This window comes from Prosthecobacter algae, assembly GCF_039542385.1.
Taxonomy (GTDB): Bacteria; Verrucomicrobiota; Verrucomicrobiia; order Verrucomicrobiales; family Verrucomicrobiaceae; genus Prosthecobacter; species Prosthecobacter algae.
Window position 1 is genome coordinate 1 of the sequence record NZ_BAABIA010000006.1, and the last position, 25,954, is coordinate 25,954.

General features: G+C 57.3%; 24 protein-coding genes. 16 read left to right on the top strand and 8 right to left on the bottom strand.

Annotated features, from left to right (window positions below):
• From ABEB25_RS14695 to ABEB25_RS14760, 14 genes are all read left to right on the top strand, one after another.
• On the top strand, positions 1 to 539 hold a 539-nt coding region (locus ABEB25_RS14695; RefSeq protein ID WP_425572063.1), incomplete at its 5' end, for an ammonium transporter.
• Positions 540 to 680: 141 nt separating this feature from the next.
• Positions 681 to 1,538: an MBL fold metallo-hydrolase gene (locus tag ABEB25_RS14700; protein WP_345737173.1), complete on the top strand. Its 858-nt coding sequence runs from the start codon at positions 681 to 683 to the stop codon at positions 1,536 to 1,538.
• Between the two features lie 13 nt (positions 1,539 to 1,551).
• Complete coding sequence (locus ABEB25_RS14705) at positions 1,552 to 2,190, top strand: ATP-binding cassette domain-containing protein (protein WP_345737174.1); 639 nt, start codon at positions 1,552 to 1,554, stop codon at positions 2,188 to 2,190.
• A gap of 63 nt (positions 2,191 to 2,253) precedes the next feature.
• Complete coding sequence (locus ABEB25_RS14710; RefSeq protein ID WP_345737175.1) at positions 2,254 to 3,321, top strand: putative sugar O-methyltransferase; 1,068 nt, start codon at positions 2,254 to 2,256, stop codon at positions 3,319 to 3,321.
• Positions 3,322 to 3,323: 2 nt separating this feature from the next.
• Entirely contained in the window at positions 3,324 to 4,037 is a 714-nt protein-coding gene (pseF, locus tag ABEB25_RS14715; RefSeq protein ID WP_345737176.1) for a pseudaminic acid cytidylyltransferase, read from the top strand.
• Entirely contained in the window at positions 4,034 to 5,032 is a 999-nt protein-coding gene (locus tag ABEB25_RS14720; RefSeq protein WP_345737177.1) for a hypothetical protein, read from the top strand. The genes pseF and ABEB25_RS14720 overlap by 4 nt, the downstream gene beginning before the upstream one ends.
• 14 nt (positions 5,033 to 5,046) lie before the next feature.
• Positions 5,047 to 6,237 (top strand): ATP-grasp domain-containing protein, encoded by a 1,191-nt coding sequence (locus ABEB25_RS14725; protein ID WP_345737178.1) that lies wholly within the window; start codon positions 5,047 to 5,049, stop codon positions 6,235 to 6,237.
• A complete protein-coding gene (locus ABEB25_RS14730; protein ID WP_345737179.1) occupies positions 6,237 to 7,022 on the top strand; it encodes an amidohydrolase family protein in 786 nt (261 codons plus the stop codon). The genes ABEB25_RS14725 and ABEB25_RS14730 overlap by 1 nt, the downstream gene beginning before the upstream one ends.
• Entirely contained in the window at positions 7,019 to 7,648 is a 630-nt protein-coding gene (locus ABEB25_RS14735) for a class I SAM-dependent methyltransferase (protein ID WP_345737180.1), read from the top strand. The genes ABEB25_RS14730 and ABEB25_RS14735 overlap by 4 nt, the downstream gene beginning before the upstream one ends.
• Entirely contained in the window at positions 7,645 to 8,886 is a 1,242-nt protein-coding gene (locus ABEB25_RS14740; RefSeq protein WP_345737181.1) for a class I SAM-dependent methyltransferase, read from the top strand. The genes ABEB25_RS14735 and ABEB25_RS14740 overlap by 4 nt, the downstream gene beginning before the upstream one ends.
• A gap of 42 nt (positions 8,887 to 8,928) precedes the next feature.
• Complete coding sequence (locus ABEB25_RS14745) at positions 8,929 to 10,860, top strand: beta/alpha barrel domain-containing protein (RefSeq protein WP_345737182.1); 1,932 nt, start codon at positions 8,929 to 8,931, stop codon at positions 10,858 to 10,860.
• 17 nt (positions 10,861 to 10,877) lie between these two features.
• Entirely contained in the window at positions 10,878 to 11,942 is a 1,065-nt protein-coding gene (gene pseI / locus ABEB25_RS14750) for a pseudaminic acid synthase (RefSeq protein WP_345737183.1), read from the top strand.
• Between the two features lie 188 nt (positions 11,943 to 12,130).
• Positions 12,131 to 13,474 carry a hypothetical protein gene (locus ABEB25_RS14755; protein WP_345737184.1) on the top strand — a complete coding sequence of 448 codons (1,344 nt, stop codon included), beginning with the start codon at positions 12,131 to 12,133 and terminating at the stop codon, positions 13,472 to 13,474.
• A gap of 503 nt (positions 13,475 to 13,977) precedes the next feature.
• On the top strand, positions 13,978 to 15,291 hold the full coding sequence (locus ABEB25_RS14760; RefSeq protein WP_345737185.1) for a glycosyltransferase family protein: 1,314 nt from the start codon (positions 13,978 to 13,980) through the stop codon (positions 15,289 to 15,291).
• On the opposite strand, the gene ABEB25_RS14765 is transcribed toward ABEB25_RS14760, so the two are convergent.
• The 5 genes from ABEB25_RS14765 to ABEB25_RS14785 form a co-directional block, all read right to left on the bottom strand.
• Positions 15,222 to 16,151 carry a glycosyltransferase family 9 protein gene (locus ABEB25_RS14765; RefSeq protein ID WP_345737186.1) on the bottom strand — a complete coding sequence of 310 codons (930 nt, stop codon included), beginning with the start codon at positions 16,149 to 16,151 and terminating at the stop codon, positions 15,222 to 15,224. The two genes, ABEB25_RS14760 and ABEB25_RS14765, sit on opposite strands and share 70 nt — an antisense overlap.
• Positions 16,148 to 17,266 carry a glycosyltransferase family 4 protein gene (locus ABEB25_RS14770; protein ID WP_345737187.1) on the bottom strand — a complete coding sequence of 373 codons (1,119 nt, stop codon included), beginning with the start codon at positions 17,264 to 17,266 and terminating at the stop codon, positions 16,148 to 16,150. The genes ABEB25_RS14765 and ABEB25_RS14770 overlap by 4 nt, the downstream gene beginning before the upstream one ends.
• Positions 17,267 to 17,284: 18 nt before the next feature.
• Positions 17,285 to 18,235 (bottom strand): FkbM family methyltransferase, encoded by a 951-nt coding sequence (locus ABEB25_RS14775; protein ID WP_345737188.1) that lies wholly within the window; start codon positions 18,233 to 18,235, stop codon positions 17,285 to 17,287.
• Between the two features lie 88 nt (positions 18,236 to 18,323).
• Entirely contained in the window at positions 18,324 to 18,938 is a 615-nt protein-coding gene (locus ABEB25_RS14780) for a polymer-forming cytoskeletal protein (RefSeq protein ID WP_345737189.1), read from the bottom strand.
• A gap of 573 nt (positions 18,939 to 19,511) precedes the next feature.
• Positions 19,512 to 19,886, bottom strand: coding sequence for a bactofilin family protein (locus ABEB25_RS14785; protein WP_345737190.1), 375 nt, complete (start codon positions 19,884 to 19,886; stop codon positions 19,512 to 19,514).
• 562 nt (positions 19,887 to 20,448) lie between these two features.
• Here ABEB25_RS14785 and ABEB25_RS14790 point away from each other — a divergent pair.
• The gene (locus tag ABEB25_RS14790; RefSeq protein WP_345737191.1) at positions 20,449 to 20,607 is read left to right on the top strand and encodes a hypothetical protein; all 159 of its coding nucleotides are present in this window, start codon (positions 20,449 to 20,451) and stop codon (positions 20,605 to 20,607) included.
• A gap of 225 nt (positions 20,608 to 20,832) precedes the next feature.
• Here the strand turns inward: ABEB25_RS14790 and ABEB25_RS14795 are convergent, their stop codons facing one another.
• The 3 genes from ABEB25_RS14795 to ABEB25_RS14805 form a co-directional block, all read right to left on the bottom strand.
• Positions 20,833 to 21,615 carry a hypothetical protein gene (locus ABEB25_RS14795; protein WP_345737192.1) on the bottom strand — a complete coding sequence of 261 codons (783 nt, stop codon included), beginning with the start codon at positions 21,613 to 21,615 and terminating at the stop codon, positions 20,833 to 20,835.
• A 177-nt stretch (positions 21,616 to 21,792) separates the two neighbouring features.
• Entirely contained in the window at positions 21,793 to 24,246 is a 2,454-nt protein-coding gene (locus ABEB25_RS14800; RefSeq protein WP_345737193.1) for an ATP-binding protein, read from the bottom strand.
• A gap of 74 nt (positions 24,247 to 24,320) precedes the next feature.
• Positions 24,321 to 25,142, bottom strand: a complete 822-nt coding sequence (locus tag ABEB25_RS14805) for a helix-turn-helix domain-containing protein (protein ID WP_345737194.1) — start codon at positions 25,140 to 25,142, stop codon at positions 24,321 to 24,323.
• Between the two features lie 116 nt (positions 25,143 to 25,258).
• On the opposite strand from ABEB25_RS14805, the gene ABEB25_RS14810 reads away from it, so the two are divergent.
• Complete coding sequence (locus tag ABEB25_RS14810) at positions 25,259 to 25,945, top strand: CDP-alcohol phosphatidyltransferase family protein (RefSeq protein WP_345737195.1); 687 nt, start codon at positions 25,259 to 25,261, stop codon at positions 25,943 to 25,945.
• Positions 25,946 to 25,954: the final 9 nt, after the last annotated feature.

Below are 25,954 nucleotides of genomic sequence, written 5' to 3' on the forward strand. Positions count from 1 at the left end.
GCATCGCCTCCAACGCTTTCATGACCACCACGCTGGCTGCGGCCATCGCCGGTTTTGTCTGGGCGGTGCTGGAGTGGATCACCCGTGGCAAGCCTTCCGTGCTGGGCTTCTGCTCGGGCATTGTGGCCGGTCTGGTGGTGATCACCCCCGGTGCAGGTTTTGTGACAGCCAATGGCGCAGTCATCATGGGCGTGGCAGCCGGTGTGGTGCCATTCATCGCAGTGGCCTACCTGAAGAAGATCCTGGGCTATGACGACGCGCTGGACACCTTTGGTGTGCACGGTGTGGGCGGAACGCTGGGTGCCATCCTCACGGGTGTGTTTGCCGATGAGAAAGCCAATGCCATCGTGGCAGGTTTGAAAGAAGGCCTGCTGATGAACCAACTGAAGGCTGTGGCCCTCACGATCGTGTGGAGCGTGACTGCCACGGTGGTCATCACGCTGATTGTGAAGCTGCTGGTGGGCCTTCGCCCAACCGAAGAGGTCGAGCAGATCGGTCTGGATCTTGCCGAACATGGCGAGTCTGGCTACGAGCACTAAGAATCCGCAGGCAATGCCTGCCTGAGAGAAGCCGGAGCGTGAAAGCGCTCCGGCTTTTTTGTTTGCTGGTCACCTGCATCTTTCCGTCTGGCGAGACTTTGCACCTTGCAGCAAGCGCGCAGTCGGTTAAAAACAGGGAGCATGGTTCGACTCACAGTTCTCGGCAGCGGCAGCTCAGGCAATTGCGCTGTCGTCTCGACAGACCGCACCACGCTGCTCATTGACGCGGGACTCAGCGCCAAACAGATCTGTGTGCGGTTGGAGGCTGCTGGTTACAGCCTGGATCAGCTCGATGGCATCCTGCTCACCCACGAACATCAGGACCATACCAACGGCTTGGAGGTGCTAAGCGGCAAGCGTCCCCTGCCCCTCTATGCCACAGCGCTCACCCGCGAAACCCTCCAGGGTAGCCTCAAATTCCGCACCCCCCCTGCATGGCGGATGATGACCACCGGCAGCGCCTTTGATTTCCAAGATCTGCGCATCGAATGTTTCCCGGTTCCTCACGATGCCGTGGATCCCATCGGCTTTGTCATTGCCGATGAAGAATCCCGCCTGGGGGTGCTCAGCGACGTCGGTTTTGTCACCAACCTGATCAAGGACCGCCTCAAGGCTGCCGACAGCCTTTTTGTGGAAGCCAACTACGACACCCAGTTGCTGGAGGCCGACACCAAACGCCCCTGGGCAACAAAGCAGCGCATCAGCTCCCGTCACGGCCACCTTTCCAATGACCAGGCGGCAGAACTCATCGAAAGCGTGGCACACCCCGGTCTGCATCATGTGGTGCTGGGGCATCTGAGCGACGACTGCAATGACCCCGACCGCGCCACCCAGCGCATTCAGGAATCTCTGCATCGCATCGGCATTCGGGATACCCGTGTGCAGTGCGCCCAGCGCCGCTGCCTGACTCCCACCATCGAAGTGGCCCGCCGCCGGGTGGTCATCAGCCTCAGCCCCCCCGCAGTCGCCCAACCGATGCAGCAACTGGCTCTGTTCTGACCCTTTCCTCCCTATGATTCAGCTTGAACACATCGCCTGGCAGGCCCCTGGCGGATTCTCGCTAAAAAACATCTCCTTGGTCATCCCCACAGGCACCTACGCCGTCCTCATGGGCAGCACTGGCTGCGGGAAGACCTCCCTGCTGGAAATTCTGTGTGGCCTGCGCCCTCCGACAGCAGGCCGCATCTTGCTGAATGACCGGGATGTCACTCACCTAGAGCCCCGGCATCGCCGCATTGGCTACCTGCCCCAGGACCTTGCCCTCTTCCTCAGCAAAAACGTGCGCGAGCAGATCGGTTTTGCCCCCTTCTTGCAGGCAGACCCCGAGGCTGCCTCCCTTGTCACCTCACTGGCCACAGAGCTTGGCATTCACCATCTGCTGGATCGACAGCCCGATTACCTTTCAGGCGGCGAAAAGCAACGAGTTGCCCTCGCCCGAGCCCTGGCTGCCCGCCCCAGTGTCCTCCTTCTGGATGAACCTCTTTCCGCCCTGGATGAAGCCACCCATGCCGAGGCCGCCGAGTTGCTGAAAAACCTCCAGACACGCCACCGTCTCACCGTTCTCCACGTCACCCACTCCCGTCGGGAAGCCGAATTGCTGGGCCAAATGAGACTGCGGCTAGAAAAAGGCCAGATCTGCCCTGAAAACTGAAGCCCGCAATTCCAGCTTGCACCCTTTCGCAACGGGTCCTAGCTAGCAGTGCACCTTTCCCTCATGACCCAGCCGTACTCCTACCCGGAACTGACCGCCGCCCGCGACGATATGCGGACCCAGGACGAACTTTACCGCCCAAGCGTCTTCTGGGACGAAGCCTCCTCCCGTATCGTCAACGAACTTTGCGAGAACGGCATCGAAAACTTCCGCCGCCTGCCCAACACCCTCGGCTTTTTCGTCCCCACTTTCGGCACTCCAGGCAATAGCTTTACCCCTGCGCAAATCGAGGGCCTCACAGCCACGCTTCAACGTGCGCACCCCGACGCCAAAAAAGCCCACCTTGGCCTGGACCAATTCCTCACTGGCGAAGCCGCCGCTCTGGCCGATTACCGCGTCCTCCTGGCCGCCGACACCCCCAGTAAACTGCCCCACCTGCATACTTTCTCCGAGAGCAAGGTGGGCGAGCCTGTCGAGCACTTTGAATTCGACGGCCGCTGGTTCTCCCGCTCCGCCCTCAACTACCTGCTCGGCCTCGCCTTGCTGAAAAAGCACCTGGGCCCCAACGATGTACCCCGCACCGTTCTGGAAATCGGCGGCGGCTTCGGCACCCTGGGCGAAGTCATGGCCAGCGCAGGCATCGAAGGCCTGCGTTATGTGGACATCGACATCCCGCCGACCAGCTACGTGGCCCAGCATTACCTCAGCGGAGCCGTCGGTGCAGACCAAGTCACCACCTACGCCCAGACACGCGACCAGGCCGAGATCGAGATCGAATCCCTCACTCCCATCTCCGTCCTCTGCGCCTGGCAGATCGAAAAATTGCGCGGCAACGTGGATCTCTTTGTGAACTTCATCTCCTTCCAGGAAATGGAGCCCCCCATCGTCCAAAATTACCTCAACCACGTCGCCCGGCTGAACACCCGTTGGATTCTTCTCCGCAACATGCGCGAAGGCAAGCAACTGCGCAAAGCCGGAGGCTGGGCCGGGGTGGACACCCCCATCCTCAGCGACGACTACCTCGCGATGTTGCCCGGCTACGAACTGGTCGAACGCAACGTCCATCCCTTCGGATACCGCACCGTAGACGGCTACCATTCCGAACTCCTGCTCCTACGCCGCAAAGCCTGATCATGAAAAGCCGCACCGTCGCCATCATCCCCGCCCGCGGCGGCAGCAAACGCATCCCCCGCAAAAACATCCGCGACTTCGGCGGCAAACCCATGATCGCCTGGTCCATCCAAGCCGCCTTGGAAAGTGGCATATTTGATGAGGTCATCGTTTCCACAGATGATCCTGAGATTGCCCAAGTTGCCCGCGAACATGGAGCCCAGGTTCCTTTTTTGCGTCCCCCTGAAATTTCGGGCGATCAGGTCGGTCTGAATCCCGTCTTAAAGCATGCTCTAAACTGGTTGGAAATGGATGGCGGCGGATGTCCAAGTTTATTAGGTTGCATCTATGCCACAGCTCCATTTTTGAGGGCCTCAGATCTACGTACGGCCTTTGAGCGCTTGAACGAAAAACCAGAAGCTGAGTATGTGCTTTCCGTGTGTACGTTTCCCTCGCCCGTGCAGAGAGCCATGACTACCAATGAGGCAGGAGAAATCCGTTTCATGTGGCCCGAACTGCGACTGACGCCTTCCCAGGCCTTGCAAGAGTGTTTCCATGATGCAGGGCAGTTTGTCATCGGCAGAGCGGCTTCCTTTTTGCAACAGGAATCCGCGCTCAGTGGCCACTGCCTGCCTTTTGTCCTTCCTCGCTACCGTTGTCAGGACATTGATACGCCCGAGGACTGGGAACAGGCACGCCATCTCTTCTATGCCCTGCAATCAACTTCCGCCTCATGAGCACCCAGCCAAGCTTGCTGCTCTTTTTAGTGGAAGCCTCCATCAAGGTCGGCACTGGGCACCTACGTCGGTGCGCCACACTGGCAAGACATCTCGAAACTTTAGGCTGGCAGACTGAATTTCAAATATTAGGCCATCCCTCTGAATTATTACCGCAAGCAGCGCTCACCGACATCTTGGGGGACCTGCCATGGCATGCTTGTAACTCACCCGTTTCACGTCCAGTTAAGGCGGTCATTATAGATCTCACCCCGGCACTTCAAAAAGAGGCTGTGGCATGGTGTCGAGACCAAAAGCTCCCCTGCTTGGCCCTCGACTATTTACAGCCAGATCTGCTACCGGATGAAGTCGTTACTCTACGTGATCTCAACGGCCAGATGCAAGAGGCCTTTGCGCGGGCTAAACGCCCACAGGCTTATCATGAAGGCGTGGGTTACGCAATGATGCGTCCTAGCATCCTACAGCAGCAGGCCCTTGCCCCGCTTCCAGGACAAAACGGATTATTAGACGTCCTGGTGACCCTGGGTGGAGCAGATCCAAAGGGGTTAACGCTAGAAGCCATAGACCTGCTGCGCCCTTGGCGAAATAGACTGGATCAAGTCATGATCGTGCTCGGGCCTGGAGTCGGTAACGAATTGGAAACACAAGTCCGACACCAAGCGGCTCAACTCAATTTTAAAACCGTCAAAGCCCCCGCCAACTTTGACGAATTACTCAGCCACACGGACCTCGTTTTATGCAACGGAGGGGGGACAGTTCTGGAGGCTCTGTTCCTAGGACGCCTAGTTGCCGTGCTCCCACAGACCGATGCAGAAACTGCTTTTAGCGCTCCGTTTTGTGAGCAGCAAGCTTGCGTATGGGCTCGCGAAATCGGTCAAATCATTGAAACCACCGAGCAAGAGCGGCTTGAGTTCGCCCGCCGTGCTGCCAGTATCGTGGCTGGCAATGGACTGGCCCGCCTCACTGGTGTGATTAGTAGTCTCGCCAACCTCTAAAACTGACTGCTTTAATGAAAGAAAAGATTCTCTTTGTAGCCGCTGGCTTGGCCCAGGCCCCTGCCATCAGGGAGGCCCAGTTGATGGACTACGAAGTGGCGGCCATGGATGGAGATGCAACCGCACCAGGGCTGGCTGATGCACCGACCACCTACGTGGCCAATATTCTTGATGCCCAGGAAATTATTCGTGTGGCACGCGAGTTTGGCGCCCAAGCGATTGTCAGTGTCTGCTGCGACGTCGCGATGGAGGCCGTGGCGATCGCCTGCCAAGAGTTAAAACTCCCGGGTATTCCTTTGGAGGTGGTGCGTGTTTCGAGGAGCAAGCTTTTGCAGAGAGAGGCTATGCGCCGCGAAGGACTTTTGGTGCCGCAATTTGCTGCCGTTCAGACCGTCGAAGCCGCATTGGCCACCTGGGACACTTTTAAAACGGCAGCCGGCGTCATCAAACCCGTGGATGCTTCCGGCAGCCGGGGCGTCAGCTATGTCAATAACCGGGATCAAGTCAGCTCCGCCTTCGAATTGGCAAAGCAGAATTCTCGCTCAGGTCAGGTGATGGTGGAATCCTTCATGCCAGGCATTGAATACAGTGTAGAAGCATGGGTGATCGGCACCGAGGTACATGTCCTAGCCACCTCCATGAAGGTGCGCACCCAGCCCCCTTACCTTTTGGACCGTCAGGTACATTTCCCAGACGATTTGTCTCCCGAACATAGAGAGACCATGATCGCCCATGCAATTCGTGCCATTCAGGCTTGTGGCTTCCGTGATTGCCCGGTGCATTTGGAGTGCATTTATTCCCCAGAGGGCCCTATGATTGTGGAACTCGCCGCACGCGGGGCGGGCTTCAAGGTTTTCACGGAGATGCTGCCACGTGTGACCGGCCTTTCCACCGCCAGGGCCAGCATCCAGGCAGCTTTGGGGGAAGTGCCTGAGCTGCCAGAGCAACACCAAGGCCAGAGTGCTTCACTGGTTTTCATTGACCCGACTCCTGGTGAATTTGTCCAAGCGGAAGGTTTAGATGCAGCTCGTGCTGTGCCCGGTGTTTCTGAGGTAGTCATTTATCCAAAGCCAGGGCAAGCTCTCCACGAGTTGCGCTCTGGGTCTGACCGCGCGGGGCATATCCTCACCTACTCTACCGACCCGACAACCTGTCGTGCCGCAGCCCAGGCCGCATTGAATCACATCCGACTCATCATCCGCTGATGATTATTGACGCCCATACTCATATCCATCCAGACCCAAAAGGTTTCGGTACCCATAAAGACGCCAGTGCCGAAACTTTGGTGGCGAATCTTAAAGCCGCTGGAATCTCCAAAGCCGTTGTTTTGGCCATCGAGCCAGACATGGGCAATGCCTACGTCGCACAAAAGTGTGCAGAGCATCCCGAATTGATCGGGTTCGTCTCTCTCAATCCCCTCGAACCCGAATCCGTCACTGAAGGGCTAACCAATTATGTTCGCAGCGGCAAGATGCATGGGGTCAAACTGCATCCGCGTCGCCAAGGCTTCACCATTGAGCATACCCGGGAAGTGATCCAACTTGTAGAACAGGCGGCCGAACTGCGTGTGCCCATCCTCTTCGATGCCTTCCCCTACGGAGACACTTATTATAAAATCCAAGAAGTGCGGATGATCCATGAAGTCGCGCAAGCCGTGCCCCAGGCAAACATCATCATGGCTCACACAGGTGGCATTCATGTGATGGATGCTCTGATGGTGGTGAAGGGTAATCGCAATGTGGTGGTGGATGTGTCGTTCACCCCTTTTTGGTTTGCAGGTTCCACCGTTTATTCCGATCTCATTTTTGTCCTGCGTAAGCTAGGGGCAAACCGTATCCTTCATGGATCCGACAGTCCTGAGGTACCAGTCGGGCGCTCCGTAGAAGACACCCTCGCACTTTGCGATCAATGTGGCTTCAACGACGGTGACCGCAGTCTCATCTTTGCTGGCAATGCTCAGCGTCTTCTTTCCAAAGCCTCCGCCCAATGACACCTGACGAAAAGCAACGTATCATTCAGCGTTACAACGAACGCCTCAGCAACCTGGGTGAAACCGCCCAGGCCCTGGGCTGGCGGGATAGTTCGCAACAGCGACTTCGTTTTCGCATCCTCGCTGAAGTGGCAGATCTCAGTGGCTGTTCAGCCCTGGATATCGGCTGTGGTTTCGGAGACTTGCTTGACTACATGACTGAAGCTGGCGCCCAAAACGTGAATTACACAGGCACAGACTTAAATCCCGCGCTCATTGAAGTGGCCCAAAAACGTCACCCCGGAGCGAGTTTTCTTGCGACGACAGATCTCAGTCAATTCCCTGACGCATCCCAAGATTACGTATTTCTCAGCGGCTTGTTCAATTTCAAAATTGAAGACAATGAAGGCTTCATGCACGACACTGTGCGCGAAAGTTTTCGCATTTGCCGCAAGGCCGTTGCGTTTAACCTTCTCGGTAGTTACGTGGATTTTAAAGAAGAGCATCTGTTCTATCACGCCGAGCAGGAAATGTTTCACTTCGCTAAAAGTCTCTCACGCTTCGTGACTTTGCGGGCGGATTATCCGCTCTATGAGTTTACCGTTTATCTCCACAAGCCTGAAGCTGTCAAAGCCCTGCACGCATGAGAAAGCTCATTGAGACTCTTTGGACCCCGGTGGCCTGCGATGTGTGTGGCGCTGAAGAGACGGCCCTAAGCACACTAGGCACTCGCATCGGACGCATCATTCAGAAGCATCATGACTACACCTGGCGTCATGAAGACGTGCAATGCACGCAGTGCGGATTCGTCTTTAATCGCCTGAGGCCAACGGCCGAGTTCCTTCACGACTACTACACGGACTGCTGGCCCATCGCATCCACCTCCATTGACATTGTCCCAGACTTCGACGTGGCCGTACGCTTAGAGCTCCTCCATCGCTGGCTCAAACCTAAAGCGCGCGTTTATGAGATCGGTGATAAGTTAGGTGAGTTCCACACCGCCCTCCTCAAAGCTGGCTACGATGTCGCAGGTGATGACGTCATGGCCGAAAGCAGTGAGCGTGGTGAGTGGCTGGATGGGCTCTTTCGGCGGGGTTGCGTGGCAGTTCCCCCCGTCGCTATGAAGCAGGCCTTCGATGCAGTCCTGGCTTATTTCGTCGTCGAACACCTGGCCAATCCTCGGGATTGGTTACGCTCCATGCGCGGGCTTTTGGCCCAAGACGGCGTGCTCGTGATTGAAGTCCCACATTTGGTTAGGCATCCCAAAGATGCCTTGATGCACGAACACTTCCTTTACCTGACGCCTGAGTCTCTCTCTGCCCTGGTGCAGGAAGCGGGGTATGAAGTGGTGGAAATCCGGGACACTGGTGCCAGTCGTGTTTTCGGTTTTTATCTTGTCGCTCGGCGAGTCGAGACATCTCCACTCATCGCCATTGAGCCATTGCAGGATCAAGCGGCTGAGTTGCAAGCCGCCTACCAGCGAGGGCGTGCACTTTTGAATCATGCTCAAGATAACCTCGCCACTAGCGCGGACTTGATCACCCAAGCGGTAGAGGCAGCAGACACGCCCGTTCGCGTTTGCTTTTTTGGGGCCAATCAAACCGCCACCGAGATCGCAACCCACATTGGTGTGGAGCTTAAACAAAAGGCCATCAAGATCCTGCCCTATGATAACTCCGATGCGAAAACCGGCACTCATTTAGAAGGCTTTGAGCTCAGTGTCAAAAAACCGGACCCATCCGAATTTCACCCTTCCGTCCTGCATGTTTGTGTGATTTGCTCTCGCGGCTGGACCCAGGCCATCGCGAGTCAGATCCGTCAGTTCGGTCTCCCTCGTTTCATTCTTGTGGATGGAGCTTCTGGTGAACTGCTCCCCAATCATTGACCAGTATCTCACCCTCATCATTTTATAAAGTATCTTTGCTCCATGGAAACACCCGCACAAATCCTCGACTGTACCATCCGTGATGGCAGTTATGTGGTGGACTACCAGTTCACCGTGGAGGACACCTTCATTGTCGCGCATGGAATTGCTGCGGCTGGCATCCGCCATATTGAAGTGGGTCACGGGCTTGGGCTGAACGCTCAAAATTGTGGCAAAGGCAATGCAGCCATCAGTGATATTGAATACATCACCGCGGCCAAAGCTGCCGTATCGGACAAAGCCCTCATTGGCAGCTTTTTCATTCCTGGAATTGGCACAGAAGATAGCCTGCGCGCCGCGGCAGATGCTGGACTTGGTTTCATCCGTCTCGGCATAGATGTGGATGACCACACGAAGCTGGAACCTTTCGTCAAACTGGCCAAGTCTCTCAAACTGGAAGTCTGGGGGAATATGATGAAGTCCTATCTGCTTCCTCCAGATTCATTTGCCGAAGTCAGTCAGCAAGTGGGTGAATTTGGGGTGGATGTCGTGGCCATTGTGGACTCTGCCGGCGGCATGACTCCCAATGACGTTGCCGCTTATACCCAAGCCACGCTGGCCCGCAGTTCACGGGTGCCTTTGGCCTTCCATGGCCACAATAACCTGACTCTCGCGGTGGCCAATTGCCTCCGTTTTGTCGAATGTGGGGGTGTTTATGTGGATGGCAGTCTGGCGGGTCTAGGGCGTAGTGGCGGCAATGCCGCAACAGAACTCCTCGCCGCCGTTCTCTCCCAGCGGAACAGCCTAGCTTGGCCAGTCGACTGGGAACGCTTGGTTGAATTTGCCGATTCGGTCATGCAGTTCTGCGTGCCCGACCACGCCCGTCCGCGTGCCTCGGAAATTGCGACCGGATTAAACTACTTCCATTCCAGCTTCAGCCCCGTGGTGGAAAAGGCCAACGCTGACGCCAAAGCTCCCCTCTACCGCACGATCTTACGTCTCCCCAAAGACTCGCGAAAAAAGGTCTCCCAAGAGGTCGCTATGGCTGCCGCCCAGCAGGCTGCTTCAGAACCACGCCATAGCAGTCAGATCTCAGATCTACCGAGCAATGGCGATTCACTGGAACGTTTGCAGCCGACATCACTTACGGCGCTTGCGGACCGTCTTCGTGTGCAAAAGGGTAAGAGCCCCCAAGCACGCGTGGTAACCATCGCCCACACCCCGGACCTCATTGGTGCCCGCATCGGTCCCGTACGCAGCAGCCGGATCAGCATTGTAGCTCATGTTGAAGTGAGCACCGCTGAATCCCTCACAGAAGTCCAAAACGCCCTCGCCGATTCTTGTGATTTCTGGCTCCTGGATAAGCGCCTGGAAAAGTTGAGCAGCCATCGTCTCTCTCAGCCTCAGTTCCTGTATGATGATGATGCAGTCATTGCCCAGGCGGTCGCAGATGCACTTCAAATGCTCCAAGCCACTCAGGTCTCCGTGATCGGCGATGATGCTGGGCAGCGAGCAGCCATCGGCCAGATCACTCAAGTGGTGGGAAATCATATTCCGGTGGATGCGCTGGTCACCAGTGATTCCAAATCTCCAGCTACCAGAGATGATTTGCAGCAGGTGCGCGACGGAGGAGCTGTCCTCATGGTGCGAGCCCGGGCGCTGACAGAAGAGGCATTTGCGGAAGCTCGTAGTCGAGGTATTCAATTGTGGCGGCTGGACTGTGGCCCAGCCCTCGTTGCTGAGGCTGAGCGTCTCATTCATACTTATGATCGTTTCCACCTCGCTGCCGGGCAGGTTAACTTGGATGCCCATACACACATCGTCGCCGGCGGAACAGTCGGGCAGGCAGGAGACCTCGTGGTAGATCATCTCAAGTCTCCACGCTTCATCTTAGGGGAAGCCGATGGCCAAGGCGGCATCCGGCCATTGTCAGAAGCCACACGCTCACGCACGCTGGCAGCGCAACAATGGATCGTGGACCAATGGGGCCTGTAAACTTTGAATCATAACTCATGACAAACGCTGAATTTTTAGACACCCTGAACCAGCCACCGGGCACACGCCCGCCACTCATCGTCGCAGAGCTTTCAGGCAATCATAATCAGTCTTTGGACCGGGCTCTGCAACTCATAGATGCAGCCGCTGATTGTGGTGTGGATGCGATCAAACTTCAAACTTACACGGCAGACACCATCACCCTGGATGCGGATAGCGAAGAGTTCTTTGTTCGCAAACCAGGCTCCGTGTGGGATGGTCGTAGCCTGCACAGTCTATATGCTGAAGCCCACACTCCCTGGGAATGGCATGCTGCGATGGTGGAACGAGCCACGGAAAGAGGCCTTGCTTGGTTCAGCAGTCCCTTTGATTTCAGCGCGGTGGATTTTCTAGAAACGTTGAATCCCCCTTGCTATAAAATTGCTTCGCCTGAGATCGTGGACCTGCCTTTGATTAAAAAGTGTGCACAAACAGGCAGACCTCTGATCATTTCCAGCGGCATGGCCACGGTGGCCGAAATTGAAGCCGCTGTAAAAACGGCTCGTGAGAATGGGGCTCCCCAAATCGTGCTGCTTAAATGCACCACGGACTACCCAGCCTGCCCAAAGACATCGAACCTCCGCACCATGGCACACCTGGGCCAGCTCTTTGGCTGCCTCACTGGCGCTTCGGATCATACCTTGGGTATTGGAGCTTCCGTGGCAGCCGCAGCCCTGGGCGCTTCTCTCATTGAAAAGCACCTGACTTTAGCTCGTGCGGACGGTGGGCCAGATTCCCACTTCAGTCTGGAGCCGTCTGAGATGAAGGCCTTAGTCACAGAATGCCGCGCCGGTTGGGAATCTGTGGGCTCCATCAGCTACGGTCCAGCCGAAACGGAGCGTGGCTATTTACGTGGCCGCCGCAGCCTCTACATCACACAGGATATAAAAGCTGGTGAAGTGCTCACAGCGCAAAATATGCGCAGCATTCGCCCTGGATTTGGATTATCGCCAAAACACTATGAATCCCTGCTCGGCAAAAAGACAGCCAGCGATGTCAAACGTGGCACCGCCCTCTCCTGGAACTTGGTAAATCAGGACTAAAATCACCTTCTCTGAGCGGCTTTAAAATTATGGCGAACATTTCGAGAACTGAAGTCCTAGGAAGAGCGACCATCACGGCGTTAGTCGCGTGTGCGGCCATCTGGGGAATGTTTCATCAGAGGCCCTTCGATTACATTGATCAGACTCGTTTGGACATCATCGGGTTATTCCGTGTGACTTATGGGTTCATGATCGTGCTGCGCTTACTTCTCGTTCGCCCAGCCGCACCTATGGTCCTGGGATGGCGCCAGACATCCCACGTGCTCCGCTGTATTTACCTTTGGATGATTCCTGCGGTCATGATGATGGTGGGCTTCCTTACCCCTGTGGCCATATTGGCTCACATCTTGTTTGGTTCCATCATTTGGCGGCGTTCGAAGGTTTACTCCCTTGAAGATGTCCTCATTCGTTCAGCAGGTTTTTGTCTCCTTTTCCTGAACTCACATTTGAGCTTTTCCGTGGATAAATGGCTCGGGCTCGATTTTGGCTTGAGCACCCCTTCTCTAATTGGGTTGAACTTCTATTGTTGGACGTTTGGCATCCTCATGCTTTCCGCTGGCTGGGAAAAGCTTTGTTCCCCCATGTGGCGACGCGGTTTGGGATTCTTTTATTTTATGTCTCTACGGCATTGGGTAAAACCCAGTTTTCATTGGGCCAATAAAAGTCGTGCGGCTTCGGTTGTCATGAGTTGGGCCACCATTGCTACCCAGTTTTTCCTGGTCTTGGCTCTGTTAGTCCCCTCTATCCGCTGGGTGTCATTCCCGATGTCGCTCGGCTTTGCCATCTCGCTTTGTTTGATGGTTTATCTCGCTTTCCTCAGCACACAGACGCTGCTCAGTTCCGCCTTTCTTTTCGTCATCGAGTTCAGCCCGTATTTCAATGGTGGTCCTGATTTCGCATTGCCCTCAGGCCCCATCGGGACGCAGGCACCTTTGTTGTGGGTCGCCTGCTTTTTCCTTCTGCTGGCGGTCATAAGTTGCTCAGGTCTCGTTAAACTGCGCGGTGGTTTGATCACCACTTTGAGCGCCTGGACAATTGCCCTTCGTCCCATCATGATTTTCGTGGAAACCCACATCTACGGTATCTATATTTTCCGCCAAGTGGCCAAATTACCGGGGCGAGAAAAAGCTGTTCTTGAGAACTGGGACATCAATGGCATCCCATGCGGGCTACAGGCTTGGCACCCACGCACGATCGCAGGCACCACTTATCGAGTGACGGATTATTGCATCGCTGTAAATGAAAATGTCCTTGATCGTGCGGCTGACCGTGCGGAATCCATCGTTGATCTCGGCTATGCAGCTTTTCTAGAGTTGTCTTCGTCTGAAAGAAAAGAAGTCACCGAAATTGACTTCCAAGTCCGCGTCTTCAATCCTGAAGAAACGTTTGTCCCAGATACCTCCCATTGGTTGTCCGCTCCCTGGCAGTCCATCGGCGTCATCACAGGATTTCCAGACCATCCTCACTTTGTTCCTGGCGGTAAACCGCCCGATTACCGAAAAACTTTGCGCTGGCCTGTCACCTTCCAGTGACCCGAATTAGCGCCTTGATCATGACACGGACGCTTTTCATCTATGGCTCTCTTGCTCCGCGGGCTTGTCGGGCGGAAGTGGGTTTGAGCAGGGGGCTTGGGGAGCTTTTTGTGCTTGAGGCGGAGACTTGGCTGCCTGTAGAGGAGAGGTTTGACGCGGGGGTATGGATCAATGCACTGGATATTTTTTCACCGGAGGATCAGGTGAAGGCGGACAGGCTGACCGATGATGTTTTGGAAACTTACCTGCGGGATTTGCCTGTGGTGGAGGGTGTGCCTTTGCATCGGGCTTTCAGGGCGGCTTGTTTGGGGATGACTTGCCGGAAGTGGATCAATCCATATTTGGTTAATCTGGAGATGGCCCGGCGAGTTTTTGAGGGGGCAAGGTACGATCGCCTGGTGGTGGCTCCGGGAGCGGGAATCAGTTTTCGGGCTTGGCGACAGGTGGCGGAGCAACATGGGCTACCTGTTGTGTTTTTACCTCAAGAGCCGCGACCTTGGTCTTTGAAGCGTCGCTGGCAACGGCTGGTCAATCGATGGAAAAAGAAGCCTGCCCCGGTGGCGACAGCCTTGCAGGGGAAGCTTGGGGGACAGCGAGCTTCGGTGCTGTGCTGCAGCATTCGGCTTTCGCGGATGCTGCAGGGGCAGCCGGAGTCGTTGGACCTGGACTGGGCCTATGTTTCGGATGAGCTTCTGGGCAAGCCGGAAGGGGCGGAGTTTGAGCGGCTTAAATCTGGCTATGCTGAATGGTGGCGGAAATGTGCGGACGAACTGCGAGCTTTGCTGAAGGATAACCCGGGCGATCCGCGATCCATTTTGTTAGACCTGGGCGAGGGGCAGTCGCGCGAAACGTATCCGCGTTTCGCCTGGAAGTATTTGAGGGCCCGCGATCACCTTGCCCAGGCGCGGCCAAAGCTGCTGCTGTGCGATACCCAGGAAGGCAGTGATGAACGGGCCTGGAGTCTGGCGGCCAGTGAGCTGGGCATCCCCGTGGCGGCCTACACCTATGACCACATTCCTCAGCCGCGTTTCAGCTTTAGTCCGGACTGGCTGCTGTGTGACAGCGGACGCAATGCCCACATTGCCCAATTGCGAGGACATCAGGCGGATCGCATCGTGCCGGTGGCCTCCCATCGGCGGCCAGCGGCGGCGCTCAAGGAGCGCGATGGTGAGAGCAGCAAAATCCTTCTGTATGCGGACAGCTACTATTCAGGGACTTCGGCGACGGTGGAGCCGCAGCGCAGCTATCTGCATTATCGGCTGCTGGTGGAAACGGCCCGCCAAATGCCAGGGCATCAGTTCCATTTAAAGTTTCATCCCTTGAGGGATCGTAAGAAGGTGGAGCAGTGCTTTATCGGCATGGATGAGGACGAACTGTATGTGCGCATGCGTTACATCGAGTCGCTGAATCCGCCGCCCAATGTGAAGATGATTCCGCCAGAGGAAGACATGCTGGTGCATCTTCAGAAGGCTGGCGTGCTGCTGAATTCAAACTCCACGGCCGGGCTGGAGGCCTTTGTGCTGGGGGTGCCGGTGATCTTTCTTTATGAGCCAAATACGGAGCTGGGCTTTCCGCTGATTCATGAGCATGGGGCCTGCCTGGTGGCGACGACTTCGGACTCACTCGCGGCTGAGGTGGCCAGATTGGAAAACGATCCCGCCCATGCGGCGGCCCAGATCCGCAACCAGCGCCGGTATGTGGATGAATTTTACTGGTCGTCTGGTCGCCAGAGTCTAACCGAAGGTATTCAAGCCATCTTGAGGGAGCAAACGGCCGCCCACATCGCCTCCACAGGAACTGCAGAGGCGGATCCGTAGGCTCCGGCTTCGTTAAACTGACGTGCCGCCAGGGCAACGTTATGCGGGGTGGGCCAATGCCATTTGCCCTCATGGGTGGGTCCGAAAACGGTGACCGTGGGGATGCCAAAAGCCTGCGCAAGGTGGGAGGCGGCACCATCAATGCAAAGCACGCTTTGGGCTGCGGACACAAGATGCAGGTACTCTTTCAGGGAGGTCTTGCCAGCTAGGTTGAGCACAGGAAGGCTGCAGAGGTCAGCGATGGACTGGCAATGGGCGACTTCCCTTTCGGAGCCGCCTCCGGCAATGACCACGGGCATGGAAGGATGCTGTTTTACCAGCCGTTGAATGATTTCGGCCCATTGATCTTCTCCCCAAAATTTTCGTTTCCAGGCGGCGGTTGGGTTGATCAAAATGAAGGGACCCACAGGAAGCGCGGGATGCTTCCAGTCAGCAGGCGGCTGCTTGAGCTGTGGAGCAATAAATTCCGTCTCTTCCTTGCCGCTGACCACCCGCCAAAAGTAGCGGGCCCAATATTCGGCAGACGGCGGTTCCAGACGAATGTCATGAAAAACAAACCGGTACCACCAGCGGATGTGGCGCGGTTTGTTCACGATGAGCCGCCGCTTCCGAGTGCGCAAACGAAAGGCCTGCCAGACAGCGCGGGAACTCCAGCTCGTGGTCCACACCTCGCTAAATCGCTGACGATTTTCAGGTCCCCAGACGCAGCCAGGCATCAGCTCGACCAAAGGACGAAAAGCATCCCTAACAAAAAGTGCAGTCGAATTTCCAGCCACCTGTGCGAGATGATGGGCGCTGGGTTGCAGGAGGAGTACGTCCCCGAGCTGCTTGTCACTGACGATGGCGGCGGCCTCACTCATGCACGGGCGGGCAAAAGCCCTGCGTAGATGTTTCTGATCTTGCGCACGGTGCCGGGCGTGGAGAAGCGTTCGCGAACGATGGCATGGGCATCTTCAAAACGAAAGTCTGCCGCGATGGCGGGCATCGTCTGTTGGAGGAGGGCTTCCAGGCACAAGGCCAGTGTTTCCGGCTGCTGTGGTGGAAAGAGGAATGAACCCTCGTGGATGAATTCCGGGATGAGGCCTGTGGCCGCTGCCAGCAAGGGCACGCCCGCTGCCACGCATTCCAGGGCCGCCATGCCAAAGCTCTCGCTGCGGGAAGGATGGATGGCCAGCGCGTATTGCCGCAGGCAGGTACGATAGTCTTCGCGGACTCCAAGAAAGGTGACTTCGAAGCGTTTGAGACGGCTGGTTTCCAGGACTGCCGCAGGTTCTGAATCCAGCAGATCGCCCAAAAAATCGATCTTCGGCAGGGGGCCCGCCGGTAGCCTGGACTCCAGCAGCAGCAGTGCTTCCACGAGGTCCTGCCAGCCTTTGCGAGGGATGATGGAGCCGAGCACCAAAATGCGTGCAGGCGGGTCCGCAGCCCAGGGGATGGGCGGGAGGATTTCTTCTTCCTTCACGCCATTGTGCACCAGCGTCAAAGGGCGCTGCCCGGAGATCCAAGGACGCACTTTGTTAAACAGGTCATCCCCCACGGCGATGAGGTGGGCGTGGTCCCCACAGCGGTATTTTTCAAAGTCGCGCTGGCTCATGCCGGGGGTGCGAAGCGTCAGCACCGGCACGGCTTTCAATGCCTGTGCCAAGGCCAGACCGAGAAGGCTATCCGGGTGGTCATTGGTATGAATGATCACGGGACGCCCCGGCTGCAAAAATTCCTTCAGATGGCTGGCGGCCCGGCGGGCAAACAGGCGGTTTCCCCAAAGCCTTGCGGGCAGGCTACGAGAGGCAGGAAAAGGCAGCCGCGCCCATTTGACCTGATGCTCCTCGCAGTGGCCTGTGAGCCAGCCTTTTTGCCCAGTCAGCAAGATGGGATCATGCTGCTGCATGGCGGGGGCCGTGAGAAGCCGGGACAGGGACTTCTGGGCTCCAGCGAGGTGCACGGAGTTTTGGACAAAGACGACTTGGGGAAGCATGGACAGCCCCTCTTTGGCTCACGCAAAGCGGTTCTGCAAGGCACGCATCAGCCTCCAGCCCAATCGGCGGCCCAGAGTGACCTCTGCCTGGGACATGCGCTCGACGGCCTGTTCGGCATCCAGCTTCAGTTCCCCCTGGCAAAAACTACGGACCGCAGGAATGGAAAAAGCGGCCAAAGCGTGGTCGTAATGCTGATAGCAGGCAGCGACCAACCCCAGCCGCACCAGGCGGCGCAGGGCTTTGGGAGAGTCCGTCTTCAGCCCTTCGGGATGCTGCAGATAGAGTACATCCGCATGCATGAGTTGGCCACGTGAGAAGGGCAGCGCGCCATCGGCCATGGAGTAGGGCTTCTTTTTCGTGGCCCTTCGCCACTCATGATTTTCCAGCCAGCGCATGGGGACAAAACCATCCCGGCGCACCCGCTGATCAATCTCAGCAAACAGAGGCTGCTCCTCATACATGGGGAAAAATGAAACCTCGGTGCGGATACCGACGAGGTCCTCTTGCAGGGTCTTCACGGCTCCGTCGAAGACTTCGACCTCCATGCTCTGCACATCAATTTTCATGAAGGCAGGCTCCTCAATGCTTTCGCTCTGCAGCACATCGTCGAGGCGCTGGCAGGGGACCTTCACGACTTTATCGAGATTGTAAAAGTCGCCGCGGGCAAAAAGTTTTCCCAGGTCCTGACGGGCCGTGTACTTTGAAGAACAGCCGCGTTTGGAGTAAAGATTCAAGGCAAATTCTCCGGCCTCGGCAGCAAGGGCAACTGGAACAAACTTCACGTTCTTCCAGCCCCCACCAATCCCCGTGCGACTGAGCCGGGCGCATTCTTCAGGATCAGGCTCAAAACCCACGTAGTTTGTTGCTGCAGCCAAAGGGCCAAGGTCCGTGTTTACGCCACCACGTGCGCCTACATCCAGTGCTGTCAGTCCAATTTTTTGTGCCAGGGAGAGCAGAATTTGATCCATTGTGAAAAAGGCTAAATGAGAATAACCTTTACCGCAAGCTACGCCTCTAAACCCAGTGGCTTTTTAGCCAGAGAGTGGGCATCACCTCTCACTCTTCCGTTATTGGAGGTGGTGGAGGAGTTGCTGCCTTGGTCCGAACAATGTTCATGGCACCATTGAGTTCGCCGCCTGGTTCAATGGAGACTGACCTCGCGGTCAAATCACCGTTAACTGAACCCTGTGTCCCGATGACAAAGGGGCCACTGGAAAAGAGCGTGGCAGTGATCCTGGACTGGATATCGATCTCTTCGGCGTGAATTTCGTTGAGAAAGACCACATCGGACCCTTTTTCCACAATAAACCGACGGCAGCGCACTTCACCAATCATGGTGCCGGAGGCACGAATGATGACATCCCCAGTGGCCATGACATTGGCCTCCAAAATGCCCTGGCAGCGAAGATCTTTGCACTGAATGGTTTCGGCAGAAACCTGACCGCGCTTGCGAATGAGCACATCACCGCGCGTTTTGATGGACTGGCCAGAATGCATGTTCACTTCCACGTCCTCGAGCGAAATGGTACCACCACAGTTTGGGCACTGGGTGGAGCGTGTGGAGCGGCTGACCTTAAATTTATGACCGCAGTCAAAGCAGTCTGCATCCTTGAAGTACTGGTTGCGATACATCCCCTCGTTCTTCATTTTCTGAAGGGTGCTGGCGCTCATGAGCGCCGGAGCGGGAGTGGGGGGCGGAGAAAAGGACTGGGGCCTTTTGGCGACGGATGGTTCTTCCCGAACTTCGGGTTCGGGGCGAAAAGGAGGTATCGCAGATTCAGCCGCCACAGGGGTGGAAACAGGCGGGACAGAGGGAATGTGCGCGGGTGCCGGGCTGGCCTGCTGCTTTAAAAAGACGCCAAAACCGCCTTCAGCCGCCTCTTCTTCAGACACAGGCTGGGCCATCTCTGCGGCGACAGAATCGGCCGCTGGTTCGAGCGCTTCAGCTTCTGGTGCAGGCGGGGCTGCAGGAGCCGGGGCGGGCTTTGGGGCAGCATCTGCCCAGGGATCTGGCATGCCCATGCCAGAGCGCGTGACGCTGGAAGCCGCGACTTTTTTGCGATGGATGCTCAGATGCACCCCGCATTTTTTGCAAAAAGTGGAGACAACAAGGCGCGGCTCATACTGAGCCGCGCCACATACCGGGCACACCACCTCGATTTGATTCTTGGGTGGACCCGGACGGTCGCTTTTAGAGCCGAAAAGACTCCGAAACACTCGAAGGTGATTCTATAATTTGAGGGTTTATGCGGAGGCGGGGCGATTGCCACCCAGCGGTGCAGGCTTGGAGGCCTCAGGCTTACGGCCCACTTTGGAGGCACCCATGAAGGTTGCACCTTCTTCGATTGAGAGCGTGCCAGCGTCGATATCGCCGACGAGGATGGCGTTGCTCTTCAGTTCGCAACGCTCGACAACCGTGATGTTGCCTTCGACTTTGCCAAAAATGATGACGGAGCGGGTTTTGATTTCACCCTTGATCAGAGCGTTCTCACCCACGGTCAGGCTGCCGTCGGACTGGACTTCACCTTCGATTTTCCCATCAATGATGAGGTCGTGGGAAAATTTGATGGAGCCTTTGATTTCGACGTCGTTAGAGAGAACGTTTTTACTGGAATTCATGTTATAAGAATTGGATGCGCGTTGGGGTTGTGCAGCAGGAGCGGGTGCGGAGTAGCTGGTTCCACGATCAGCCGATGAGGCCGGTGCGGGGGCCTCAGCGCGGCCTGTTTCCTTTTGCCCTTCTGTGGGTTGTCCGATGATTTGCCTGAGCATGGCTGATAAGTATAAGGGGCCTGCGACTTGAGTGTCAATGTCGCGCTGTGTTTTTTTATTGACCTGACGAATTTCAAAAAATGGGAAACTGCGCTGCGTGTGGTGCAGGATCCAACGAACTGTGCAAAAGCCATGCCAGTGGGAACGTTTTTTTCCAAAGATCTTCCTATGCACCCCGTCGAGCACCAGATTCTACAAACTCGCCGTGAATTTCTCGCCACATCGCCACATCGGCCAATGGCATCGGAGCGCTAGCTCTGGGGGCCCTGCTGACTCAGGAAGGTTTCATTTCACCCGCAACCGCAGCCACTTCCGGGGCCTTGGCGAATCCGCTAGCTCCTTGGGCACCGAATGTCCCGGCCCGGGCAAAAACTGCATCTTCATTTTCATGGAGGGAGCGCCGTCCCAGATGGATCTCTTCGACCCGAAGCCGAAGCTGAATGAGCTTCATGGACAGCCGCTCCCGGATAGCATGACGAAAACGTCCGGTTCGCCTTCATCAAAAAGGAGAAGGCACGCCCGATGGGCAGCCCGCGCAAGTTTGCCAAACATGGGCAATGCGGCATGAATTTCAGCGATCTGCTGCCGTAACTGGCGGCACCAAAGGCGGTCAGATCTAGGGCGAGACAGGCGACATTGGCCGGAGCATCTTACGCGACTCGGTGGACCGGCATGACTCCCTCCCTTTTTCAACCAATTTTGGGTTTGATCACCTCCGCCTCACGGATGTAGCCGGGCGGCTGATCAAGGAATGGATCGCCCAATAGCTCCCCTGCCCTGGTGAAATGCACCTTTACTCAGTGGGGGCACGCATCAGGTTCAGCAGTTCCTTGCGGTCCACCTGAGGGGCAGGTTTGGCAGCCGGCTTGGCAACCACTTTAGGAGCCGGCGCTGGCCGTGGTTTGGGCTTGGCCGCAACAGGCTTAGATACGGCGGCAGCGGCTGGAGCCGATGGCTTGACTGCGGCCGGAGGGACTGGTCTAACCACAGGTTTTTCAGCGGTCTTGGGTGCGGCTTTTGCCACATCTGCCAAAGTAGCGGCGACAGGTTCCTGCGGTGCCTCAGCAGTAGGTGCGGTGGCACCGCCCATCAGGGTCGTTTTGCCAGAGGCCAGATCGCGGATGATGTGCGGGCCATCCACTTTCACCTGGGTGCCATCAATGGTGATTTTTGTAGAGTCTCCTTCGGAGGTGATGAGTCGTCCGTTGTGTTTCACCATGGCCTGGCTGCCCTGGAGAATGGCTGCCTCAGGCGTCACCAGAATCTCCGGAGCCTGGGCGAGAATGGGAGACTCCACTTTTTTGACCAACATGGCCCCGCCAGTGGCGAGGTACTCCAGATCCGCAGCCCCTGAACTGGCGGGACGAGATTTGATCTTGGCCCCGGAGATTTCCACCACACCGATGTTTTGGACCTTCGGGAAACGGGCGCGCATCTGCGCTTCACTGAGCTGGAAAACTTCCGCGTCAGGCCCGGAAGAAGCCTGCGGTGCCGTGCAGGCAACCACGACGGAAGCAGCCGCAGCAGCAAGGACAGCCCGGGAAAGAGCCACAACATCAACAGAAGAGAAATTCATGGGGGGAACTGAACATAGCGGATCGGGAAGATCCTTTCTAGCAAGAAAGCGACAGGGATGCGTGCCTTTATACTCCCCAGAACTGGGAAAGTCACACAGCCCTACAGGGGGGCAAAAAAACCGCCCACTCGGCTTCCTTATCCAACAGGAAAACAGGTGGGGCAGTCCTTCATCATCTCAAGACCAGGCTTTGCGCAATTCCCCGCCTGCACGCTCATGCGGCAGCCAAAGGATGCCAATGGCAGTGGGCTGGATCTTGGTCTTCGTGGGGGTGAGTTTGGTCGTTTCCAGAACCAGCGCGGTGGGATCGTATTGGTCGCGGATTTTTTGGGTGTCATCGGCGAGCTGCTTTTCCAATTCAGCGATGTCGGCCTGGAGGCGTTCCAGTTCAGCTTCTGCTGCTGCGGCTTCCTGATGCTCGCGCATGACGCGGGCGGCGCTGGTGACGGTGCTCGCTTTGGCCACCGAGGCGATGCCCTTTTTGCGGCCAAAGAAGGCTCCCAGCAAACTGGTGCCGATGGAGACGGCGGTGGAAAGCTTGGCGCTGGTGGCCTGGGACTTTTGCGTATCCACTTTCGTCTGCGCGCGGATGGCTTTTTCTTCCATCGCCTTGAGCGCCTTGGCGGTCTTCTCACAAAGTTCTTCAATGGCGGCATCGCGCATCTCACGTGCCGTCTGGGTGATGCGGGCTTTGAATTCATCCACCTTTTCACCGGGATTGGAAAATGCCTCCAGCAATGGGCTGAAGCTCACCTCCAGGTTGTGGTTGGCATACACCCAGTCCACATAGTCTTTCTTGATGCTGCTGTAGGTGCTGGACTTCATGGCTGCTCCGGGAAGGTCAGTGTACTCGGCACCCTCGGTGGCCTCAGACTCCCAGGTGCCGAGATCCACGGCCCGTGGAATTTCGACAAACTTGTCCCAGAGCACCCGCTGGTTTTCCACATCAATGGGATTGACCAGGGTCACGGTGCTGCGCCCGCTGATCTTGCGGCGTGGATCGTCAAAATTCACCTCAGCGCTGCGGAGGATGGCCGGGACATAACAAAGAGTGTCGGAAGAAACTTCCGAGCGAAGAAAGTACTCCGCCGTGCCTTCGGGCAGCTTGGGCTTGATCGTGTTGCGGTCTGCCGCAGGGGCGGCGGTGGCTCCTGGGGGCAGGAAGCCGTCGTCCTCGCCTGCCGTTGCGGCGCTGCCCTTGGCCGGGCGCAGCGGGTCCATGAGGCGCTTCACCTGGTCGCGCGCCAGCGGGCCGCTGAGGTAGCTCATGATCCAGCGCACGTGGAAGATGGCCGGGCCGTCTTCATGGACGTTGTTCATGAGGAAGACGCGGTTGCCCAGGCCGGAAATGGAGGTCTCCAGAGTCTTGCGGTCGAACTGGCCGCCGCTGCTGCTGATGGCCCCTTCCAGGCCGTCGAGCAGGCGGGCTTTGTCACGCTCCGTCTGCAGGCGACCGATCCACCAGGTGCCGATGTTCGCCAGGGCCTTGTAGTCGAGGTCCACCGGGTTCTGTGTGGCGAGCAGGATGCCGAGACCGAAGGCGCGGGCCTGCTTCAGCAGGATCATCATCGGCTTCTTTGAAGGCGGCATCGCCGTGGGCGGCAGATAACCGTAGATCTCATCCATGTAAAACAGGGCGCGGAGGGATGTGGTGCCCTGCTGGCTGCGCATCCAGCCTAACAATTGATTCAACAGCAAGGAGACAAAGAACATGCGCTCACTGTCTCCCAGATGGGCAATGTTAAAGATGGTGATGCGCGGCTTCCCTTCAGGCGTGTAATACATGCGCTGAATGTCCAGCGGCTCCCCCTCCAGCCAGGTGGCAAAGCCGGGCGAGGCGATGAGGTTGTTCAGCTTCATGGCCAGTGCGGTGCGTTTGGCCTCGGGGCAGAAGGTGTCGATATCCACCACGCCGATCTTGCGCAGCGGCGGCTGCTGGATGTGACGCACGAGGTTTTCCAGCGAGACATTCTGCCCCTTTTTCCAGGCGTAGGCGATGATGTTCGAAAGCAGGATGTGCTCCGGAGACTGCACGGGATCCGCCTCGATGCCCATGAGGCCGAGCAAGGATGAAACGGTGCTCTCGATGCGGTCCCCCAGCGTCTCGGCATCCTCCATCACGGCGGCAGGTGGGCAATCGAGCGAGCTGAGGATGGAGACTGGCAGGCCGGAATTGCTGCCGGGGGTGTAGATGGCCATGTCCACCGTCTCGCGCAGCTTGCGGATGCGCTCGCCACTCTGTCCCCAGTCGGCCAGGCCCTTGGTCCAGAGCTGGGATTGCTGGGTGGCAAATTCATCCACACTAATGCCCTTACGGCGGGCATCGTCTGCATTGACCCAGGGTTTGAACTCCTCGGCGCTCAGATTTGGAAACGTCAGGAGCGCATTGCCGATGTCGCCTTTGGGATCAATGGCGATGAGGGGCACCCCATCCATGGCAGCCTCCTCGAGCAGGGCCAGACAAAGGCCCGTTTTGCCGGAACCTGTCATGCCGAGAACCACGCCGTGAGTGACGAGGTCCTTCGAATCATACATGATAAGGTCATCCTGAAGCTGCTTGGTCTCGAGGTCATAACCGCGTCCAAGATAAAAGGCACCGAGCTTCTCGTATTGATCAGGAGAGATGGTCATGGGATGAAAGAATGGAGTGGATGATAGAGTGCGGAAGGAAAAGGCGACAGCAAAATAGCAGGACGGTCTATGTTCTAACCTGTGGCCCGCCTGCGTGCCTCGCTGGGCGTGATGCCATAGGTCCGGCGGAACTGGCGGTTGAAATTGGAAAGGTCCTCAAACCCGCAGGCAAAGGCCACGGCGGCAATCGTTTCCGGACTTTCCGCCAGCAGGGCCAGGGCGCTTGCCAGGCGGATCTGGATCAGGGTCTCGATGAAAGTGTGCCCCGTGACACGGCGAAAAAATCGGCTGAAGGATTCCGGCCCCAGCCCTGCCACCTTGGCGACTTCTGGCAGGGTGAGGGCACGCTGATGATTCGCATGGATGTAGCGCAGCACCTCGTCCAGCCGCTTTCGGTCCATCAGCGAGACAGTCTCTTCGGGGGCCCGGGCATTCAGGCTGCGGCAGCTTCCGCTGGTGGCCACCTTTTCCAGCAGCTCCACCAGCAGCGTGAGCCGCAGCAACGGAGAGAGCTGGCCGAGTGTCGCCAGGCGCTGCTGCATCTCACGGGCGAGATCTCCCTGGATGATCAGACCTGCCGCCGCCTGCTGCAGCAGGGTCCGCACATTAGCCAACTCCTGCGCTTTTAGGAGGCCGCCGCCAAATGTTTCCGGGTGGAACTGTACGACAATGGCGGCCGATTTACGGCAGCTCGCCTCACTGAACCAGGCGTGCGGAAGCTGCGGGCCGAGCAACGCCACATCCCCAGGCTGAAAGGGCTCCACCGTATCCCCCACGAACCGCTGCCCATGGCCCGCCGTGATGAGCGTTAGTTCCACCTCGGGATGATGATGAAAGGGGGCCGTGAAATGACGACCGGTGATTTCCTTCCACGCAAAGGAGGAATCTCCAGGCATTTCAATGCGCTCAAACTGGGATCGGGTTCGTGACTGGGTCACCATGCAAAGTCAGTGTAATGGGGCAGAGCACAGAAGGTCTAGAAGTTTACGCCGGGGTGTGATAGATCGTCGCCATGTCCGCCTCCCAAGACCACGGCCCGCGCCGCGAACTGAAGTCACGAAACACAGGCTGGGCCCGTCTGTTGGCTCGTTGGGCCTGTGCCTCCAATCTTTCCCCCAATGCCATTTCAGTGCTGAGCATTGTCTTTGCTGCGGGCTCGATGACCTGCTTCCTGCTGGTGCCGGAACAGACAACACCGCTGGCCTCGGCCCTGATGTGGTTCGGCGCAGCGGCGGGCATCCAGTTCCGGCTTCTATGCAATCTTATGGATGGTATGGTCGCCGTGGAAGGCGGGCGGGCCACCGCCACCGGGCCCATTTTTAACGAAGTGCCAGATCGGGTGGCCGATGTGCTCATCCTGGTGGGTGCGGGCTACAGCACGCGGGTGGATCCCGGGGTGATCAAGCTGTTTGACCTGCTGCCGCTGGGCTGGGCCTGCGCCGTGCTGGCCATGGGCACGGCCTATGTACGTCTGCTGCAGGGCACCCTCACGGGACAGCAGAGCTTCATGGGCCCCATGGCCAAACAACACCGCATGGCCGTGCTGACACTGGGTGCCCTGACGGCCCTGGTGGAAAGCTTCTGCGGGCGCGAGCCTGTGGCCATTCATTGGGCACTGGTGATCATTTTCACCGGGGCCGCCTTCACCTTTTGCCGGAGGCTGAATCTCATTGTCCGCAGCCTGAAGGCGAAAGCTTAATCCTCGACA

What these genes read in the sequence shown, in the direction of transcription:
- ABEB25_RS14740 (WP_345737181.1), top strand. Translation starts at nt 7,645, where the DNA reads ATGAGAAAGCTCATTGAGACTCTTTGGACCCCGGTGGCCTGCGATGTG.
- ABEB25_RS14775 (WP_345737188.1), bottom strand. Translation starts at nt 18,235, where the DNA reads ATGGATCAAATTCTGCTCTCCCTGGCACAAAAAATTGGACTGACAGCA.
- ABEB25_RS14735 (WP_345737180.1), top strand. Translation starts at nt 7,019, where the DNA reads ATGACACCTGACGAAAAGCAACGTATCATTCAGCGTTACAACGAACGC.
- ABEB25_RS14785 (WP_345737190.1), bottom strand. Translation starts at nt 19,886, where the DNA reads ATGAATTCCAGTAAAAACGTTCTCTCTAACGACGTCGAAATCAAAGGC.
- pseF (WP_345737176.1), top strand. Translation starts at nt 3,324, where the DNA reads ATGAAAAGCCGCACCGTCGCCATCATCCCCGCCCGCGGCGGCAGCAAA.
- ABEB25_RS14725 (WP_345737178.1), top strand. Translation starts at nt 5,047, where the DNA reads ATGAAAGAAAAGATTCTCTTTGTAGCCGCTGGCTTGGCCCAGGCCCCT.
- ABEB25_RS14745 (WP_345737182.1), top strand. Translation starts at nt 8,929, where the DNA reads ATGGAAACACCCGCACAAATCCTCGACTGTACCATCCGTGATGGCAGT.
- ABEB25_RS14770 (WP_345737187.1), bottom strand. Translation starts at nt 17,266, where the DNA reads ATGCTTCCCCAAGTCGTCTTTGTCCAAAACTCCGTGCACCTCGCTGGA.
- ABEB25_RS14720 (WP_345737177.1), top strand. Translation starts at nt 4,034, where the DNA reads ATGAGCACCCAGCCAAGCTTGCTGCTCTTTTTAGTGGAAGCCTCCATC.
- pseI (WP_345737183.1), top strand. Translation starts at nt 10,878, where the DNA reads ATGACAAACGCTGAATTTTTAGACACCCTGAACCAGCCACCGGGCACA.
- ABEB25_RS14705 (WP_345737174.1), top strand. Translation starts at nt 1,552, where the DNA reads ATGATTCAGCTTGAACACATCGCCTGGCAGGCCCCTGGCGGATTCTCG.
- ABEB25_RS14795 (WP_345737192.1), bottom strand. Translation starts at nt 21,615, where the DNA reads ATGAATTTCTCTTCTGTTGATGTTGTGGCTCTTTCCCGGGCTGTCCTT.
- ABEB25_RS14810 (WP_345737195.1), top strand. Translation starts at nt 25,259, where the DNA reads ATGTCCGCCTCCCAAGACCACGGCCCGCGCCGCGAACTGAAGTCACGA.
- ABEB25_RS14800 (WP_345737193.1), bottom strand. Translation starts at nt 24,246, where the DNA reads ATGACCATCTCTCCTGATCAATACGAGAAGCTCGGTGCCTTTTATCTT.
- ABEB25_RS14780 (WP_345737189.1), bottom strand. Translation starts at nt 18,938, where the DNA reads ATGAGCGCCAGCACCCTTCAGAAAATGAAGAACGAGGGGATGTATCGC.
- ABEB25_RS14755 (WP_345737184.1), top strand. Translation starts at nt 12,131, where the DNA reads ATGATCGTGCTGCGCTTACTTCTCGTTCGCCCAGCCGCACCTATGGTC.
- ABEB25_RS14805 (WP_345737194.1), bottom strand. Translation starts at nt 25,142, where the DNA reads ATGCCTGGAGATTCCTCCTTTGCGTGGAAGGAAATCACCGGTCGTCAT.
- ABEB25_RS14700 (WP_345737173.1), top strand. Translation starts at nt 681, where the DNA reads ATGGTTCGACTCACAGTTCTCGGCAGCGGCAGCTCAGGCAATTGCGCT.
- ABEB25_RS14765 (WP_345737186.1), bottom strand. Translation starts at nt 16,151, where the DNA reads ATGAGTGAGGCCGCCGCCATCGTCAGTGACAAGCAGCTCGGGGACGTA.
- ABEB25_RS14710 (WP_345737175.1), top strand. Translation starts at nt 2,254, where the DNA reads ATGACCCAGCCGTACTCCTACCCGGAACTGACCGCCGCCCGCGACGAT.
- ABEB25_RS14790 (WP_345737191.1), top strand. Translation starts at nt 20,449, where the DNA reads ATGGATCTCTTCGACCCGAAGCCGAAGCTGAATGAGCTTCATGGACAG.
- ABEB25_RS14730 (WP_345737179.1), top strand. Translation starts at nt 6,237, where the DNA reads ATGATTATTGACGCCCATACTCATATCCATCCAGACCCAAAAGGTTTC.